This is a genomic window from Microvirga sp. VF16 (assembly GCF_016864375.1).
Lineage (GTDB): Bacteria > Pseudomonadota > Alphaproteobacteria > Rhizobiales > Beijerinckiaceae > Microvirga.
On record NZ_CP069354.1, the window covers coordinates 1037505 to 1055813 of the forward strand.

The 18309-nt window shown below is 60.7% G+C and carries 17 protein-coding genes; 13 read left to right on the top strand and 4 right to left on the bottom strand.

Translation table 11 applies throughout. The features are described from left to right. Positions 1–4: 4 nt before the first annotated feature. Positions 5–712 carry a GntR family transcriptional regulator gene (locus tag JO965_RS04870; protein ID WP_203442587.1) on the bottom strand — a complete coding sequence of 236 codons (708 nt, stop codon included), beginning with the start codon at positions 710–712 and terminating at the stop codon, positions 5–7. Positions 713–989: 277 nt separating this feature from the next. Between JO965_RS04870 and JO965_RS04875 the strand changes: the two genes are divergently transcribed. From JO965_RS04875 to JO965_RS04895, 5 genes are all read left to right on the top strand, one after another. Continuing rightward, on the top strand, positions 990–1967 hold the full coding sequence (locus JO965_RS04875; protein WP_203442588.1) for a tripartite tricarboxylate transporter substrate-binding protein: 978 nt from the start codon (positions 990–992) through the stop codon (positions 1965–1967). A 78-nt stretch (positions 1968–2045) separates the two neighbouring features. Then, complete coding sequence (locus JO965_RS04880) at positions 2046–3128, top strand: tartrate dehydrogenase (protein ID WP_203442589.1); 1083 nt, start codon at positions 2046–2048, stop codon at positions 3126–3128. Positions 3129–3193: 65 nt separating this feature from the next. Next, the gene (locus tag JO965_RS04885) at positions 3194–4270 is read left to right on the top strand and encodes a tartrate dehydrogenase (protein ID WP_203442590.1); all 1077 of its coding nucleotides are present in this window, start codon (positions 3194–3196) and stop codon (positions 4268–4270) included. A 580-nt stretch (positions 4271–4850) separates the two neighbouring features. After that, positions 4851–5171: a hypothetical protein gene (locus JO965_RS04890; protein WP_203442591.1), complete on the top strand. Its 321-nt coding sequence runs from the start codon at positions 4851–4853 to the stop codon at positions 5169–5171. Further along, complete coding sequence (locus JO965_RS04895; protein WP_203442592.1) at positions 5168–5950, top strand: M15 family metallopeptidase; 783 nt, start codon at positions 5168–5170, stop codon at positions 5948–5950. The genes JO965_RS04890 and JO965_RS04895 overlap by 4 nt, the downstream gene beginning before the upstream one ends. A 63-nt stretch (positions 5951–6013) precedes the next feature. On the opposite strand, the gene JO965_RS04900 is transcribed toward JO965_RS04895, so the two are convergent. Further along, on the bottom strand, positions 6014–6463 hold the full coding sequence (locus tag JO965_RS04900; protein ID WP_203442593.1) for a cupin domain-containing protein: 450 nt from the start codon (positions 6461–6463) through the stop codon (positions 6014–6016). Between the two features lie 303 nt (positions 6464–6766). On the opposite strand from JO965_RS04900, the gene JO965_RS04905 reads away from it, so the two are divergent. The 6 genes from JO965_RS04905 to JO965_RS04930 all read left to right on the top strand — a co-directional run bounded on the left by JO965_RS04905 (position 6767) and on the right by JO965_RS04930 (position 12846). Beyond that, positions 6767–7414 carry a FadR/GntR family transcriptional regulator gene (locus JO965_RS04905; RefSeq protein WP_203444062.1) on the top strand — a complete coding sequence of 216 codons (648 nt, stop codon included), beginning with the start codon at positions 6767–6769 and terminating at the stop codon, positions 7412–7414. Beyond that, the gene (locus JO965_RS04910) at positions 7411–8583 is read left to right on the top strand and encodes a PLP-dependent transferase (protein WP_203442594.1); all 1173 of its coding nucleotides are present in this window, start codon (positions 7411–7413) and stop codon (positions 8581–8583) included. Before JO965_RS04905 ends, JO965_RS04910 begins: the two co-directional genes overlap by 4 nt. A 61-nt stretch (positions 8584–8644) precedes the next feature. Beyond that, complete coding sequence (locus JO965_RS04915; protein WP_371826831.1) at positions 8645–9910, top strand: sugar ABC transporter substrate-binding protein; 1266 nt, start codon at positions 8645–8647, stop codon at positions 9908–9910. Between the two features lie 71 nt (positions 9911–9981). Further along, on the top strand, positions 9982–10905 hold the full coding sequence (locus tag JO965_RS04920; RefSeq protein WP_371826863.1) for a carbohydrate ABC transporter permease: 924 nt from the start codon (positions 9982–9984) through the stop codon (positions 10903–10905). Positions 10906–10948: 43 nt separating this feature from the next. Continuing rightward, positions 10949–11755, top strand: coding sequence for a carbohydrate ABC transporter permease (locus JO965_RS04925; protein WP_203444064.1), 807 nt, complete (start codon positions 10949–10951; stop codon positions 11753–11755). Between the two features lie 11 nt (positions 11756–11766). Next, positions 11767–12846: an ABC transporter ATP-binding protein gene (locus tag JO965_RS04930; protein WP_203442596.1), complete on the top strand. Its 1080-nt coding sequence runs from the start codon at positions 11767–11769 to the stop codon at positions 12844–12846. 90 nt (positions 12847–12936) lie between these two features. Here the strand turns inward: JO965_RS04930 and JO965_RS04935 are convergent, their stop codons facing one another. Continuing rightward, positions 12937–13356 carry a hypothetical protein gene (locus tag JO965_RS04935; RefSeq protein ID WP_203442597.1) on the bottom strand — a complete coding sequence of 140 codons (420 nt, stop codon included), beginning with the start codon at positions 13354–13356 and terminating at the stop codon, positions 12937–12939. Between the two features lie 529 nt (positions 13357–13885). On the opposite strand from JO965_RS04935, the gene JO965_RS04940 reads away from it, so the two are divergent. Next, the gene (locus tag JO965_RS04940) at positions 13886–16312 is read left to right on the top strand and encodes a penicillin acylase family protein (RefSeq protein WP_203442598.1); all 2427 of its coding nucleotides are present in this window, start codon (positions 13886–13888) and stop codon (positions 16310–16312) included. Between the two features lie 114 nt (positions 16313–16426). Here the strand turns inward: JO965_RS04940 and JO965_RS04945 are convergent, their stop codons facing one another. After that, on the bottom strand, positions 16427–16792 hold the full coding sequence (locus JO965_RS04945) for an Rv2175c family DNA-binding protein (protein ID WP_203442599.1): 366 nt from the start codon (positions 16790–16792) through the stop codon (positions 16427–16429). 334 nt (positions 16793–17126) lie between these two features. Between JO965_RS04945 and JO965_RS04950 the strand changes: the two genes are divergently transcribed. Then, positions 17127–18152 (top strand): methyltransferase, encoded by a 1026-nt coding sequence (locus tag JO965_RS04950; protein ID WP_203442600.1) that lies wholly within the window; start codon positions 17127–17129, stop codon positions 18150–18152. Positions 18153–18309: the final 157 nt, after the last annotated feature.

An 18309-nucleotide genomic window follows, 5' to 3' on the forward strand; every position in this document is an offset into this window, starting at 1 on the left:
TGCATCACAGATGCTTGATGCCGAAGCTTTCGATCAGCGGAAGGAGCTCATCTCGGGCGTTGATGCGATGCTGGCGGGCATGCTGGTGAGCCTCGGCCACCTGTCCTTTCCGGATCGCTTCGGCGATCTGCCTGTGGGCGGCGGTCGAGCCGGTCGGCTTCGGTCGGAGCTTGAGCGTGAGCATTCGTGCCCGGTGAGCCTGATCGGTGATGGTCTGCGCGATCCTGCGGATGCGGCTGTTGCCGCAATGCTCAACAAGGAGGCGGTGGAACTGATCGTCGGCAATGGCCCAGGCGTGCAGATCATCCTTCCGAAGAGCCTGTTCCATGCGGGCAGTCGCTTCCTCGAGCTCGTCGGCAATCTGACGCCGATTGTTGTAAGGCATGGCGGCCAAAAGCTCGGCTGCTCTCGCCTCGATGGCGATGATGACATCGTAGATCTCCCGAATGTCCTCCGGGGCGAGCGGGCAGACCTGGACGCCCCGCTTGGAGAGCACCCGCACGAGCCCGTCCTCCTGAAGCCGGATGATGGCCTCGTGCACGGGCGTCCGGCTCATGCCGAGCCGCAGGGCGATTTCCTGCTCGGAGCCTTGATAGCCAGGCGGGAAGACATTGTCGCGGATCGCCTCTTTCAACGCCCTGTAGGCGTCCTCCACCAGCGACGGCTTCCTCGCAGTCTCCTGTGCCGTAAGCATCTGCAGCTTGTCCACCATAGAGACCTCCCGCTTCATTATGCCCGTCAGTGAACTTCCATACAAGGATAAATGGATGATTGACAAAGGGAGAAATGAGGAGCAGCCTTCTTGCATGCCAACTTCCATGGAAGCTGCCAGGCATCAAACGCAGCCAGCCAAGCGCTCACGAGAAGCGGGGGCATTCAGGAGGCGAAAGCGCGCGGACCCTGAGGTGCAGGCACCGAAGGCCAAGCTTCGCTGATCGGCGAGAGGCGTCGATAGCCGACAACAAAATTCTCAAGGGAAGGAAACGTATATGAAGAAAGCTCTCTTCACCTTCGCGATAGCCATGGGCTTCGTCGCGACGGCCGCTCAGGCACAAGGAACCTATCCGACGCGGCCCATCACTCTCGTGGTCCCGTTCGCCGCCGGCGGCACGACCGACGTGGTGGCGCGCCTGATGGCCGATCACATGAGCCGCACGCTCGGTCAGCAACTCGTGGTCGAAAATGTCACCGGGGCAGGGGGCACCGTCGGCGTCACCCGCGTCTCCAAGGCTGAGCCCGATGGCTACACGATCCTCATGGGCAACCTCGGCACGCAGGCGGCAAGCGTTGGCCTTTATCCGAAGCTGGCGTACGATCCGCGCACCGACTTCGAGCCGATCATGAACTCGGCGGCGACACCGATGCTCGTGGTTGCGAAGAAGGACCTGCCGGTCAAGGATTTCAAGGAATTCATCGCTTATCTGAAGGCCAACGCTCCCAAGATGAACTACGGTTCGGGCGGCGTCGGCTCGACCTCGCATCTCACCTGTCTGTTCATGGAGTCCCTTCTGGGCGTGAAGCCGCAGCACGTGCCGTTCCGCGGCTCGGGTCCGGCACTGAACGCGCTCCTCGGCGGTCAGGTCGACTATGTCTGCGATCAGACGGTCGCCATCGTGCCGACCGTCCAGGCGAAAGAGGCCAACGGTCTAGTCGTCGCGGTGCAGAACCGCCTCCCGGTCGTCCCAGATGTCCCGACTTCGGTCGAGCAGGGCTTGCCGCAATTCCAGGCGACAGGTTGGAACGCGCTCTTCGCACCGAAGGGAACGCCCAAGGAGATCGTCACGAAGCTGAACGCCGCCGCCAAGGCCGCACTCAAGGACGAGAACACGCGCAAGCGCCTCCTCGATCTCGGCGCCGAACTTCCGGACGAAGCGGGCCAGACGCCCGAGGCCCTCGCCAAACTCGTGAGTTCCGAAATTGACAAATGGGTTCCCGTCATCAAGGCCTCAGGCGTTACGGGACAGTAAAAACCGGTGACGGGTGCGGGCGGCTTCAGAACCCGCACCCGCCATCGAGACACTCATGACTGACGAACAGGTTTTCACATGGCACAGGATCAAAAGAAGCGGTATCGGCTGGCAGTCATTCCAGGCGATGGCATCGGCAAGGAAACGACGCCCGAAGGGGTGCGTGTCTTGGAGGCTGCCGCTAAGAAGTTCGGCTTCGATCTGCAGCTCGATCATTTCGACTTCTCGTCCTACGATTACTATGCCAAGCACGGCCGCATGCTGCCGGAGGATTGGAAGGAGCAGATCGGCTCTCACGACGCCATCTTCTTCGGAGCCGTCGGCTGGCCGGAGAAGATCCCGGATCATATCTCCTTGTGGGGCTCGCTGCTGCAATTCCGGCGCGAGTTCGATCAATACATTAACCTCCGGCCAGTGCGGCTGATGCCGGGTGTGCCGACGCCGCTCGCCAACCGCAAGCCCGGTGACATCGACTTCTGGGTGGTGCGCGAAAACACCGAGGGTGAGTATTCCTCTATCGGCGGCAAGATGTTCCCCGGTACGGAACGCGAGGTCGTCATCCAGGAAACCGTGATGACACGCATCGGCGTCGATCGCGTGCTGCAATTCGCCTTCGACCTCGCGCAGAAGCGGCCCAAGAAGCATCTGACCTCGGCCACGAAGTCGAACGGCATTTCCATCACGATGCCCTATTGGGACGAGCGCGTGGAGGAGATGGCCAAGCGCTATCCGGACGTGAAGTGGGACAAGTACCACATTGACATCCTCACGGCCCATTTCGTGCTGCATCCCGACTGGTTCGACGTGGTCGTGGCTTCGAACCTTTTCGGCGACATCCTGTCTGATCTCGGTCCTGCCTGCACAGGCACCATCGGCATTGCACCCTCGGGCAACATCAACCCGGATAGCAGTTTCCCTTCGCTCTTCGAGCCGGTTCACGGTTCGGCGCCCGACATCGCCGGGCAGGGGATCGCCAATCCCATTGGACAGATCTGGGCCGGCGCCATGATGCTGGAGCATCTGGGTGAAACGGACGCAGCCGCCGCCATCGTCCAGGCCATCGAGGATGTCTTGAGCGAGCGGACCCTGCGCACCCGTGATCTTGGCGGGAATGCCGGAACCGAGACCACAGGCAAGGCCGTGGCCGACGCGCTCGGCTAGTCCGGGACAAAGAATATCGATCCTCGGCCGCCTCATGGTGGCGGCCGGCAACATCAGGTGCAATCATGAACAGCTACAAGATCGCAGCCATCCCCGGCGATGGTATCGGCAAGGAAGTCATCGCGGCCGGCGTCGAGGTTCTTCAGATCTTGGCAACCCGCGACGGCGGCTTCACGCTCGATTTCGAGACCTTCGACTGGGGCTCGGACTACTACAAGAAACATGGCGTCATGATGCCCGAGAACGGTCGCGAGACCCTTAAAAGTTTCGACGCGATCTATTTCGGCGCAGTCGGCGCGCCGGACGTCCCCGACCATGTCACCCTGTGGGGATTGCGCCTCGCGATCTGCCAGCCCTTCGATCAATATGCGAACGTGCGCCCGACGCGCATCCTGCCCGGGATCGAAGGGCCTCTTCGCAACGTGGCGGCGAAGGATCTCGATTGGGTGATCGTGCGCGAGAACTCCGAAGGTGAATACGCTGGCCAGGGTGGACGATCGCATCGTGGCCTGCCGGAAGAGGTGGCGACGGAGGTCTCGATCTTCACCCGCGCCGGCGTCACCCGCATCATGCGCTTTGCCTTCGAGGTAGCGCGCTCACGTCCGCGCAAGCTCCTCACGGTGGTGACAAAGTCGAATGCGCAGCGCCACGGCATGGTGATGTGGGACGAGATTGCCACCGAAGTGGCTGCGGATTTCCCCGACGTGACGTGGGACAAGATGCTGGTCGACGCCATGACCATGCGCATGACCTTGAAGCCGCAGAGCCTCGACACCATCGTGGCGACCAACCTTCATGCCGACATCCTGTCCGATCTCGCAGCGGCCCTGGCAGGCTCGCTCGGCATCGCCCCCACGGCGAACCTCAACCCGGAGCGGAAGTTCCCGTCGATGTTCGAGCCGATCCATGGTTCGGCCTTCGACATCACGGGCAAGGGCATCGCCAATCCTGTCGGAACCTTCTGGACGGCCACGATGATGCTCGAGCATCTCGGGGAGAGTCCGGCTGCCGAGCGTCTCATGCGCGCCATCGAGCGGGTGACCGCCGAGCCATCGCTGCACACGCCGGATCTGGGAGGCTCGGCCACGACCCGCCAAGTCACGGACGCCATGATCGCGGCCATTCAGGGCGACAACGCTTAAGACGGTGGGGGCTCTTGTCTCGTGCGCTCCGGCACTCACTGTTCAAGAATCTTCCCCATGTCGGTGAGCTGTTTGCATACTCGTGGTCAGCCTACGGCCGCGCAACAGCGTACCGGGCGGAGTGGCTGCCACGACGGCGTCCTCAGTTTCGTCGATGCGGTCGCTGGCAACCGTGTCTTTCCGAAGTCAGGCGTTTCTGCATGTCGTACCTAAGCGGGCTTCGTGCAGAGGGAGCTTCATGACTTGAGCCAAAGCAGGCATCCCAGAGACCTGGCAGCACATGCGCCACGCAGACTTTCGCTTGCATCGGTAACTTTCTGTTAACGTCTCAGGTGCAGCCTTTTGATGTGCCGATACGGCACGGTCGTTGTTTCCTCTGAAACTGGCCGTGAAAGGCGGCCTCCCTTGAGCGCCAAGCGCAACTGGCGCTCTTTCTTTGATGAATACTCGGTCCAAGGACAGGATATGTCTGCCGAGAGCCATATTGTCAGTAAATACATGAGGACAGTTCCAGAACGGGGACTTCGGACTGTCTGTGCGCGCTTATATTTTATCGTCAACGGTATAGAGGGGAATAGTTATGACTATCCGCATCGCCACCGCTGCTGCTCTTCTGCTGGCAGCCACCGCCGCCATGGCTGCGCCGACGAAGCCGAACCCGGTCTCGGCCGTCCTCATCACCAATGCCCGTGAGGTTACGGTAACCGACATTTCTGTTGAGGCCGATGGGCAAACCGTACGATTGGCGAAACCGCTCGCACCAAAAGGAAAAGCCACATTGAAGCTGCCGAGGATGTCCGGCTGCATTGTGGCCGTTGCGGCGACTTTCGAGGATGAATCGACTGCCGAACTCCCCGAACTGGATGTGTGCAAGGATAGGACCGTCCGCTTCACGGATTGAGCGCTGTTGCGCCAGGATTTTCCTATCACGCTTATACACGTGCGACCGATGACATTCGATTCAGCGCATCGGTCGCGCAGGCGGGCGGTATCCTGCGCTCCGATCAGGTTCAATCGTTTCCCAGGATTCAACGCTTCTGCCTTAATTTAAAACCAACCGGCTGTAACTGTTCTATAGCCATGATTCAAAGAGCGCGTTTCCTCGACATCATTTTACTCAGCCTCGCATTTGTCAGCGTCAGCCAGGATGCTGGGGCTCAGGCCAATCCCGGCAGTGGATCTCAAAGCCCCTCAAGTGTCACTGGCTATCTGCTTTATGGGCCGGATGGTGTCTATGCAAAGATTCCCGCCAGGGACGAATTCGGGCGGGATCAACTCGGCATGTTTCACGCGTGGAACCCTGACCCGGTAGGACATCATCAGGCCAATCTCCGAGCTCTCAATCCCATTCTCGCCAGCGTGGTTCGGAAGGCGCAAGCCGACAATCCCGGCCAGCGCTTCGTCATCGGTTCTGGCAAGCGCGATGGGCGGATCCAACGAATGGCCGTGGCTTGGGGCTGGTCCAGGACGCAGGGCAGTCTGCATCGGTCCGGAAACGCCGTTGATCTATGGCCGCTCGATGGGGAGGGGCGGGTCTTCTTTGATCCAGTGGTCCAGAACCAGATCGCCTTTGTGATGAAAAAGGCGGCCGCAGAACTGGGTATCCCTATCCGCTGGGGAGGTCATTTCTACGGGTTCAAGAATGCGGACCGCGCGCACTTTGAGCTTGCGCTGCCATAGCCGAAGCACCGGCTTACCACATCGAAGGCCATCCAGGCTCAGTGCGTGATTCCTTTTCCTGCCTCACTCGTTCGCTTCGGGCGGGAGAAAATTGACCTCGTGTTCCGCAGAGAGTTGCAGAACGCGTGGAATGTCGCTCAGTTCGTGCAGCGCGTCGAAGAGCGCTTCCAACTTGCCTGCAGGCGAGACCCAGAACAAGGCGCGTGCCGGCACATCCGACTTGTTGAAGTAGCCGTGCGGGATGCCCCGCGGCATGCGGACCAGGTCGCCAGCCTTCGCCACGCTCCAGGCACCATCGAGCTTCAGATGGAGTTCTCCCTCAAGCACCAGGATGAACTCGTCCTGCGTGGGATGGATATGAACTGGAACATGCTGTCCGGGATCGCTGTTGGTTTCGAAGGCAAAGGTCGAGTCGCAAGAGGCCTTCGGAAAATAAGTCTGGCCGAGGATTGTCCACGACTTGCCCTGGTATCCTTCGCCCGCTCGTGTGATGCCCTTGTCGAGATCAGCCATCGCTGTCGCCCCCTCCCGTGGATTGCGCATGCGGGGGCAGCATGGCCGGGCTCGAGCCTCGGCTACAACTGATCATAGGGGTTAAATCTCACTCGGCTCGGCTTGCGAGCCCGGTCGTGCCTTCACGGGCGCCTTGACAAGATTCCAGCCTTCATTCAGCTTTAAAGTTGTCAGACCAATTTGAGGCGATCGTTCTAGGGCGGACGCTTTCAAGCATACGGTTCGGCACTGGAGGCTCACGCTGTGCAGGATGAGTGGCGACCTCAAGCTCCCCGTGTCACATCGGCACGCCTCTCGGGTGCGATGCGAGCCGTCGCCGACTTCATAGGACGCTCGGATCTTCAGCCCGGAGATTGTCTCCCGCCGGAACGCGAACTGATGGCGGAACTTTCGGTCGGACGCTCCACCATCCGCGAAGTGATCAGACACTGGCAGGCGCTGGGTGTCGTCGAGAGCCGCAGGGGCAGCGGCACCTATCTGGTGCGTCGGATCTCGCCGGAGACCATGCACCTTCCGCTCGCGGTTGACAGTGGGCGCAACGGGCTTCTGCAGATGCTGGAGGTCCGGCGGGGTCTGGAAGTCGAGGCAAGCGCTCTCGCCGCGATGAGAGCGGGGGCAGCCGATCTCGAGCGAATCGAGTCGAAACTCCTGATCATGGAGGCGGTGCATCGTGAGAAGGGCTGCGCCGGTCCGGAGGATCTCGCTTTCCACTTATCGATCTACGATGCCAGCGGCAATCCGATCTTCAACCAACTCCTGTCCCAGATGCGCGACAGCGTGCAGACCCTGTTCGGGATGTCGCGCGTGCGGGTCGATTTCGCCGCCCGCTCCTTCCCTTTTCATCGTGAGCTGTTCGAGGCGATTGCAGCCAAGGACCCCGATGCCGCCCGAGCCAAGACCCTCGCGATCCTCGCCATCGTGGAGGAAGATATCAAGGACATGATCAAATGAGCCCACCCGTCGATCCGCTGGCACGCGCCATGGCCATCCTCGCTCATGACGGGGACCATGCCTACGAGGCTGTCGTGCCGCCGATCGCCCAGACCTCCCTCTTCACCTTCGGCTCCTATGCCGAGATGGAGGCGACCTATCGCGGCGAGAACGTTCGCCCCACCTATACGCGAGGCCTCAATCCGACGGTTCGTCTGTTCGAGGAGAAGATGGCCGCCCTGGAATGCGGCGAGGATGCCATCGGATTTGCCAGCGGCATGGCGGCGATCTCTTCTACCGTCCTGGCCTTCATTCGGCCCGGCGATCGGATCCTGTGCGTCGAGCACGTCTATCCCGATGCCTATCGTCTCTTCCAGACCTATCTCAAGGGTATGAACGTGACGGTCGATTATGTGGACGGTCGCGATCTCGATGCGGTGCGGCGTGCTCTTCCCGGCGCACGTCTCTTCTACATGGAAAGCCCGACCAGCTGGCTCATGCATGTCCATGATGTCGCCGCAATGGCAAAGATGGCCCGCGAGAACGGCGCGATCTCTATCATTGACAACAGCTGGGCGAGTCCGATCTTTCAGCAGCCGCTCACTCTCGGCGTGGACCTCGTGCTGCACTCCGCCTCGAAATATATCGGCGGTCATAGCGATGTGGTGGCGGGCGTGGTGGTCGGCTCAAAGGCCCTGATCGGGGAGATACGTTCTCGCATCTACCCCTATCTCGGTGGCAAGCTGTCTCCCTTCGATGCCTGGCTCCTCCTGCGTGGCCTGCGGACGCTGCCGATCCGCATGCGGGCCCATGAGGCCGCCGGGCTCCACGTTGCGCGCCAACTCGCCAAGCGTCCCGACGTGGTTGCGGTCTATCATCCTGGCCTCGGCAATGCCCTGCCCGACGGGCTACAGGGGACGTCCGGTCTCTTCTCATTCGAGTTCGACGGCAGTGTTGATATTCCGAGATTCGCCGATGCCCTGCGCTTCTTCAAACTTGGCGTGAGCTGGGGCGGGCACGAGAGCCTCGTGGTTCCGGCGCAGGTGGTGCGCGTGCAGGCCGCCGGTCCTAACTCGGCGATTGATTTCGGCGTATCGGAACGCATCGTGCGCCTCCATGTGGGCCTTGAGGGCCAGGACGCGCTGGTTACCGATCTCTTCCAGGCCATCAGGGAGGCAAAAATGACCTGACATGAACCTTCACATAGGAGCGGTCGAACATCTTCGCGACAAACAAGACAGAGGGAAGACCATGATCCAACGCCTATTGCTCGCCACTGCGCTCGCCACGGTCTTTGCCGGCAGCGCTCTCGCCCAAACAACCCTGAAACTCACCGAAGTCATCACCAGTCCCGAGCGCACGGAGACGCTGAAGGGCATCGTGAAGAGCTTTGAGGATGCCAATCCCGGTGTCAAAGTGGAGATCACGTCCCTGCCATGGGGGCAAGCGTTTGAGAAATTTGCCACCATGGTGTCTGCCGGCGACACGCCCGACGTGGTCGAGATGCCGGACCGCTGGCTATCGCTTTATGCCAACAATGGCGCGCTGGAGAGCCTTGAGCCCTACCTGAAGACATGGCCGAACACCGCTGGGCTCACAGACAAGGCGCTGGAGGTCGGACGAACCGTCAAGAACACGGCCTATATGCTGCCTTACGGCTTTTACCTGCGCGCGATGTTCTACAACAAAAAGCTCTTCGAGCAGGCGGGTGTGAAAGAACCCCCGAAGACCCTTGAGGAATTCGAGGATGTGTCGAAGAAAGTCTCTGCCGTTCCGGGTAAATACGGCTACTGCCTGCGCGGCGGGCCTGGTGGCCTCAATGGATGGGTGATGTTCGGCGCCACCATGGCGGGCGACAACAGCTTCTTCAAGCAGGACGGAACCTCCACTTTCGCCGACGAGGGCTGGGTGAAGGGAGTCACGTATCTCACCGATCTCTACAAGAAGGGCTATGCGCCGAAGGACAGCGTCAATTGGGGCTTTAACGAGATCGTGGCGGGCTTCTATTCCAGCACCTGCGCGATGCTCGACCAGGATCCGGATGCGCTCATCGCCATTGCCGAACGCATGAAGCCGGATGAGTACGGCGTGGCGCCGTTCCCGAAGGGCCCGGCCGGCAAGGCCTTCCCGACCATCGGCTATGCCGGCTGGTCGATGTTCGCCAACAGCAAGAACAAGGAGCTGTCCTGGAAGCTCATCTCGGCACTTGCGAGCCCGGACGGCAACATTGCGTGGAACAAGAGGACGGGTGCGCTGCCGATCTACAAGTCCGCCGAGACCGACCCATTCTATTCCGGCCCGCAGTTCAAGGGCTGGTTCGAAGAACTGGCGGATAAGAACGTCGTGCCGACCATCATGCCGACCTACCTGCAGGAATTCGCTTTCTTTGCTGATTCGCTCGCAGTGAAGACCAGTCAGCAGGCACTCCTCGGACAGATCGCCCCGAAGGACATGGCGGCACAATGGGCCGACTACATGACCAAGGCGCAGAAGAAATATCTCGCGTCGAAAAAGTAAGTCTGGGACGGCGCGGCAGCCTGTGCCGCGCCGTTCAGCTTTGAATGTTTCAGGAGCGCCGCATGTCCACGATGTCCTTCGTCGAGGAGGCCACGCATCCGCAGCGCACGCCGTTGCGCAGGCTCGCACTGAAGGCAGAGCCTTATCTCTATATCGCCCCCTCCGTGATCCTGATCGCGACCATCATGCTCGTGCCGCTCGTGATCGGTCTGTCCTATTCCTTCCGCGACATGCAACTGCTTAATCCCTTCAGCGGCGGCTTTGTGGGGACGGAGCATTTCGAGGCCCTCTGGACCGATGCAGCGTTCTGGCATGCAATGCGAAACACGCTGGTCTGGACCTTCGCGTCCGTTGCGCTCCAATTTACCTTCGGTCTGGTGCTGGCACTACTCTTGAACAATGCGTTTCCAGGGCGGGGCGTCGTACAGGCGCTGGTCTTTCTGCCTTGGGCGGTGCCGACTTTCCTGTCCGGGCTCAACTGGGCCTGGCTGTTCAACCCGGTGGTCGGCCCACTGCCGCACTGGATGGCGGCTGTCGGCATTCTCTCCAGCCCAGAGAACATTCTGTCCGATCCGGACCTCGCGATCTGGGGGCCGATCATCGCCAATGTCTGGTGGGGCATTCCATTCTTCGCCATCACGCTGCTCGCCGCGCTCCAGTCCATTCCGCAGGACATTTATGAGGCAGCATCCATCGATGGGGCGGGTGCGTGGCGGCGCTTTACCGACATCACCATCCCATTCCTGGCTCCGACGATTGCCATCGCGGTGCTGTTGCGGACCGTCTGGATCGCCAATTTTGCCGATCTGATCATCGTCATGACCAACGGCGGCCCGGCTGACAGCACGCAGATCGTGTCGAGCTACATCTTCACCCAGGCCTTCCGACGGCTCGATTTCGGCTATGCCTCTGCGGTGGCAGTGGTTCTTCTGGTTCTGCTCCTCGCCTATTCCTTCGTGATCATCCTGCTCCGTCAGGCCTTGCTAAGACGATGAGGACGTGCCTGTGAAATCCTTCACGCGCAATACCGCCTACTGGATCCTGCATTACGGGCTGCTTGCCTTTTATGTGACCTTCGCCCTGTTCCCCCTCTACTGGCTGCTCAAGGTTTCGGTCACGCCCAATGATCTCCTCTATAGCGAGGGCATCCGGCTCTGGCCGTCGCGCACGTCGCTTAACCATTATGCCTTCGTGCTCGCCCACAGCGATTTTCCGCTCTTCTTCAAGAACAGTCTCATCGTTTCAGGTGGCACCGCCGTCGCGGTGACGCTCGTCGCTGCCTTCTCTGGCTATGCCATGTCTCGCTTCAGCTTTCGCGGTAAGATGTGGCTGGTGGGTTTGATGCTCATCACGCAGATGTTCCCGCTCGTCATGCTGGTGGCGCCGATCTTCAAGCTCTTCTCGCCGCTCGGGCTGACGAATAGCCTGACCGGCCTGGTGATCGTCTACACCGCATTCAACATTCCATTCGCAACCTTCCTGATGCAGTCCTTCTTCGATGGCATTCCAAGGGATCTGGAGGAAGCCGCCATGATCGACGGCGCATCGCGCTTCCGCGCCTTTCGGCAGATCATTCTCCCGCTTACGCTCCCAGGTGTTGCTGCCACCCTCGGCTTTGTGTTCACGGCCGCCTGGAGCGAGCTGCTCTTCGCCCTGATGCTGGTGTCAAAGGCTGAGGCCAGCACGTTTCCGGTGGGGCTCCTGAGCTTCGTATCGAAGTTCTCCGTCGATTTCGGACAGATGATGGCGGCAGGTATTCTGGCGCTGATCCCCGCCTGCCTCTTCTTCCTCCTCATCCAGCGTTATCTCGTCCAGGGCCTCACGGCTGGTGCGGTCAAAGGCTAAGGGATCCCATCATGGCTTCGATCGATATTCAGGGTGTCCGCAAGACCTATGGGGTGGTGCCCGTCCTTCACAATGTCGACTTGTCAATTCACGATGGGGAGTTCGTTGTCCTGGTCGGACCCTCGGGCTGTGGCAAGTCCACGCTTCTGCGCATGATCGCCGGGCTCGAGGGTATCACCAGCGGCACGATCCGCATCGGTGGGCAGGTGGTCAACGAGCTTGCACCCAAGGACCGGGACATTGCCATGGTGTTCCAGTCCTATGCCCTGTACCCGCACATGACCGTCCGAGACAACATGAACTACAGCCTGAGGCTCCGTGGTACGCCGGCGGACCGTATGGTCAGCGTCATCTCTGCGGCCGCCCACAAGCTCGGACTGGATACCTTGCTGGATCGTAAGCCCCGGACACTGTCCGGAGGGCAGCGCCAGCGCGTCGCCATGGGGCGTTCGATCGTGCGCCAGCCGAAGGCTTTTTTATTCGATGAACCCTTGTCGAATCTCGATGCGCGTCTCCGCGAACAGATGCGTGTCGAAATCAAGAAGTTGCATCGCGACCTGGGGACGACATCGATCTACGTCACCCATGACCAGGTGGAGGCCATGACCCTGGCAGATCGTATCGTCGCCATAAACGGAGGCGTCATTCAGCAGGTCGGTACGCCGCTCGATCTTTACGAGCGCCCAGCCAACCTCTTCGTCGCGGGCTTCATTGGCTCCCCCGCCATCAACATTCTTGATGGTGTCCTCCGCCGTGACGGGGAACATACGGCTATCGAGTTCGGCTCGGGCGAGAGGGTGTCTGTCGTCTCCCGAATCCCGGGGCAGGATAACCAGATCGTGAAAGTGGGGATACGTCCGGAGGACGTCAGGATAACGGACCAAAAAGAGGGGGCGCTTACGGGACAGGTCGAACTCGTGGAGCCGATGGGGCTGGGAACCATCGTTCACATCGGAACAAATCATGGTACGTTGAAGGTATTCGTGCTGGAGCGGCGTGACCATGGGGTCGGTGCGCGTGTATCCTACACGTTACCTGCCGCCAAAATACACATTTTCGACGCGGCGACAGGTGAGAGACTGTCAGAATAGTTCACCGGCTGGCACTGCTCCACTTTTGCGCTGGCCCTTTAACCGGTTGGGTTGACGATATCCTCATGCCTCCCAGCGGACGGAGAAGCGTCAGATACCAGTCCCCTTCACCTTGGTGACCATCTCCCAGTTGTCTCCAGCGGCGATGATGCATGTCTTGCCGTCTGTCGCTGTCATCACCATTGACCACGAGCCGGCTGAAGAGGCGAAGACTTCCAGGACCTGCCCTGACTGTGCCAAGCCGATCCCGACAGGGCTCTCCTTGTACTGATCGGACAACAGCTCCACGAGTTTCTCCCGGGTAGCACATACCACCTGAGCGTGAGCCGACGAGGGCCCGAATGCAACTAGGCCACCAAGCACGGAAATCACAGCGAGGGAACGGTAGGCCGAGGCATAGTGCGGACGAGCAACCGCCCTAACTGGAACCGGCTGCCGAACAATGAGGAGCGTTTTGAGCCAGTGAGGCACCTTGGGGATGGAGATCAGGCGAAGAGTCTTCAAGTTCATCGAAACCTCCTGTTGCTGATTCCAAGCGTCGCATATCGCCTCATGACTTGCTGTGATGAGCGTCACAGAACCTCTTCTGGCGGTTCTGTTGCAGCTACTTCTTTCCTGGCGCCTGGCTGTGACCTGCGCCGGGAGACAGAAGCAGGGTGCCCAAGCGGCCGGCAATGGTATCGTCATTCGGACGAGGTGAGATCGGATGCTGCCTTATGAGGGCCATGGCAGGTTGGCACGGGACTGGCACAGCCGGATGGAGCGTTCCGGTATAAGCTCTCCGGCCGGGTCCGCTACCGTGCCAGGGGACAACACCTCATCCATCAGCATCTGTTTGTGGCCTGAATTGGCGCGATCCGGGGAACTAGTGTCGCTTACTGTCCCGACAACCCGCTCGATCCTGATACCAGCCCTGTCAGGAATGCAATTGTTCCAACCCTGTCCAAAGTCCGACCATCGGGCTGATCTGATTCCCGCACGCCACTCCTATCCTGGAGAGAAAGGGAACAGACCGTTTGTTGACAGGGAGAAACATACGATGAGGACGCTGACCCGAACCGCACGTCTTGTGCCCTATATCAGCGCTCTGCTTGCGAGCACGGCCATTCCGGCCTGGGCCGAGATGTCGAGTGCGGCCCGGACAAGTTCACACGAGGTACAGGGGCTCCAGCAGCCCGCCGAGCTGATCGTCGATCAATGGGGCATCCCGCACATCTATGCCGGCAGCACCCGCGACGCGATCTTTTTACAGGGCTACAATGCAGCGCGCGACCGGCTCTGGCAGATCGATCTTTGGCGCAAGCGCGGCCTGGGCCTGCTCGCGAAGGACTTCGGCCCCAGCTACGTCGCACAGGATCGGGCGACCCGGCTGTTCCTCTATCGTGGTGACATGAATCAAGAATGGGCCGCCTATGGTCCTGATGCAAAGAACTATACGGAAGCGTTCGTGGCTGGCATCAATGCCTTTGTCGACGAGGTGCGCAGCGGCCGCAGACCCGCTCCGGTGGAGTTTCGCGTGGCCGGAACGATGCCCGATCGCTGGGCGCCCGAAGACGTTGTGAGCATCCGCAGCCATGGTCTCACCCGCAATGTTGCATCTGAGGTGTCACGGGCGCGCGTGGCTTGCGCAGCCGGGCTCGAGGCCGATCGTTTCCGGCGCAAGATCGAACCTGACTGGACCACCAAGATGCCTGATGGTCTCGACCCTTGTTCGATCCCACGCGAGGTGCTGAACGACTATCAGCTTGCAACGCGCGATGTCACCTTTGCAAAGCCGGGACAGCAGCGCACTTCAATTGATCCCGAAAAGTTCCTCGCCGAGGCGGATGATCGTGTGAGCACCATCGGCTCGAACAACTGGACCATTGCGCCCAGTCGCACGGCGACAGGCCGTCCGATCCTGGCCAATGATCCGCACCGGGCGCATAGCGTGCCGTCGCTGCGCTATATCGTGCACCTCAACTCACCCGAACTCTCGGTGATCGGTGCCGGAGAGCCTGCACTCCCTGGCATCTCTATCGGGCACAATGGCCAGATCGCCTTTGGCCTGACCATCTTTGCCATCGATCAGGAGGATCTCTTCGTCTACGAGCTCAATCCGGGCAATCCCAACCAGTACCGCTACCGCGACGGCTGGGAGGATATCAGGGTTGTGCGCGAGACGATCGAGGTGAAAGGCGAAACGCCACGCGAGGTTGAACTCCGCTTCACGCGACATGGTCCCATCCTGCATGCCGATCCGGCACAGCGCCGAGCGTTCGCTATGCGCTCCGTCTGGTTCGAGCCCGGCACCTCGGCCTATTTCAACTCGGCGGAGTACATGACCGCCAAGGATTGGAACGGCTTCAAGAAAGCCATGGCGAATTGGGGCGCCCCCTCCGAGAACCAGGTCTATGCCGACGCCTCGGGCAACATCGGCTGGATTGTCGGTGGCCGCTCGCCGCTGCGCCCGAATTGGGATGGTCTCATGCCGGTTCCCGGCGACGGCCGCTACGAGTGGTCCGGATTCCTGAAAGGCGAGGAACTGCCGCAGGTCTATAATCCGGAAAGCGGTTGGTTCGCCACCGCGAACGAAATGAACCTTCCAGCCGGCTATCCGGTGGCCGAGCGCAAGGTTGGCTTCGAATGGTCGGATCCCTCGCGCATCACCCGTATCAAGGAAGTTCTGGCGTCGAAGGAGAAGATCACGCTTGCCGACGCCATGGCTCTGCAGACGGACGATTACACCGTCAACGGACGTCGGCTGGTCAAGCTGCTTGAGCCGATAACATCCGAAGATCCTACGCTCGCCGAGGGGTTGAGACTGCTCAAGCAATGGGATCACCGTACCTCGGCAGACAGCGCCGCCGCAGCTCTGTTCGAGGTCTGGATGACGAAGCATGTCGGGCGCGCTCTGACTGCGAAGGCGATTCCCGAACCAGCCCGCGCGGCCCTCGGCACAAGCGACATCGCGGCGGTCGTCGATTACCTTGAGAACCCGGACAAGGCTCTTGGCTCCGATCCAATCATAGCCCGCCAGGAGATCCTGCTCGAAAGCCTGGGGAGCGCCATGAATGAGGTGCGCCAAGCGCTCGGTCCGGACACCTCGAACTGGACCTGGGGCAAGCTGCATCACGCGCTGTTCGAGCACGCCCTGGCTCCCCTGGCGGACGATCCAACCCGCGCTCAGATGATGGTGGGCCGGCTGGCGATGGGCGGTTCCGCCTTCAGCCCCCGAGCAGCGTCCTATCGCTCGTCCGACTTCCGCGTGACAGCGGGTGCATCCTTCCGGATGGTTCTGGATGTCGGCAACTGGGATCAGAGCGTGACCATCAACACTCCCGGTCAATCGGGCAATCCGTTCAGCGCCCACTACCGTGACTTGGCCCCACTCTGGGCTGCCGGCGACTATGTACCGCTCGTCTATTCGCGTGCAGCCGTCGAGCGGGCGGCCCGCGACGTCACCAAGCTCGTTCCGGCCCGCTAACAAATCTCATCTCCGCTGCTCTGTTGATACAGAGCAGTGGGTTTGTTTTCGTCGGGAGAGATCTTGAACAGTTGCCCGCGCAGCATGACCGGGCGTATGCAAAAAAACCAGCGCTCAGTCGGCTCTGTGAGAGCGGGCAAGTTGGATGACTTCGGTGACGCGACCCCGCTGTAGGGCCTCTATCGGCGAGGCGCCACTGAGGGCAGGATCCACGGTGAGCAGCCATTCGAGGCGCATCCATGGCGAGCGGATTGGCATGGAGCGGAGCGCATCGGACAATCCTGACACCATGCCGCCGATCTCAAGCTGACATGCCGGATAGGCGGTGCCCCCTGGAAGAGGCAGGGCAATGACCGCGCCCTCGGCTGCCAGCTCCTGCAATGTGACGACATCCATGCCGAGCATGCGGGCCGCATCGGGCGCACTGAGAGCACCACCCGCTTTGCGGAGAAGGTCGGCTTTGATATCTTCCGTTCTCAAGCTCGTGCTCCTGACTGACGATGGGAAGGATATCACGAGCAGGGCAGCATAAGGAATCGTGGAGCGATCATGCTGCGCAGGAGTGGCCCTCACTGGTTGGGTCAATCACCGTGTGGCGGGCTCCGGAGTTTCGGCTGTCGGTAGCGCCCGGGGACTGGTGATTGTCTGCCGGCGGGGTAACACCTGATTGCAGTCGTAATCTGCCTGCGCTCCTGCATCATCGTCGCGCTCGGGTGCGCGAAGATCCGCTCTCCGTCTCCCGGAAATCCAGGCCGCTGCTGGTGAAGCCGTGCCAATGGCTCGCCGCATCCATTCCTAGCGGAGGAGACATCCAATGACACCGACGACAGCGATATCTCCAGAGAAAATCCTCCAACTTGGGAGCGCCTTCTGGGCCTCCAAGACGCTTCTCAGTGCCGTGGAGCTAGGGATCTTTACGAAGTTTGCTGAGAGCGGGCCACTCGAGGTCGCGCAGGTCCGCGATGCCCTGGGCTTGCACGAGCGCAGCGCCCACGATTTCCTGGATGCGCTGGTGGCCCTCGGCATGCTCCAGCGGGATCCGGATGGGCGCTACACGAACACACCCGAAACAGACCTCTACCTCGATCGCAACAAGCCCTCGTATGTCGGGGGCATGCTCGAGATGATGAACGGGCGGCTCTACCGGTTCTGGGGCAATCTTACCGAGGCGCTCAGGACCGGCCTGCCACAGAACGAGATTCGGCACGGGGAGCCTGACCTGTTCGCGGCCATCTATGCGGAGCCCGCACGCCTGGAACTGTTCCTCAGCGCCATGACGGGCCTAAGCCTGCCCACCGCACGGGCGATCGCAAACGCTTTCCCTTGGGCCGAGTATCGCACCTTTGCCGATGTCGGTTGCGCCCAGGGTGGCCTGACCGTGGAGATTGCCCGCGCTCATCCTCACCTGACCGGCTACGGCTTCGATCTCCCCGCCGTGCAACCGGTGTTCGAGCGGTATGTGGCACAACAGGGGCTCGACCGGCGCTTGACCTTCCAGGCTGGCGATTTCTTCAAAGATCCTCTTCCCGGCGTCGATGTTCTCGTGATGGGCCATATTCTTCACGATTGGAGTCTCGAGGAAAAAAAGCTGCTCCTGCAGAAGGCCCACGAGGCGCTGCCCAAGGGAGGTGCGCTCATCGCCTACGACGCCATGATCGATGATGGACGCCGCGAAAACGCGTTCGGTCTGCTCATGAGCCTGAACATGCTCATCGAGACTCCTGCCGGCTTCGACTACACCGGCGTGGACTGCCGAAACTGGATGGAGGAGGCCGGCTTTCAGGATGTGCAGATCCGGCCGTTGCAAAGCCCCTATTCGGCTGCAATCGGGCGGAAGTAGAGGAGTGCAAGGTCTGTTCAACAAGCCTCGGAGCGTGTGGTCAAACTCCATCTTTCCCATGATGGGTATGGCGATCAAATAAGGGCCCAAGTCTACCGTTCTTTGCTTGCTAGAGCATCGGACCCAAAAGTGGATTTGCACTTTTGGGATCCATCCG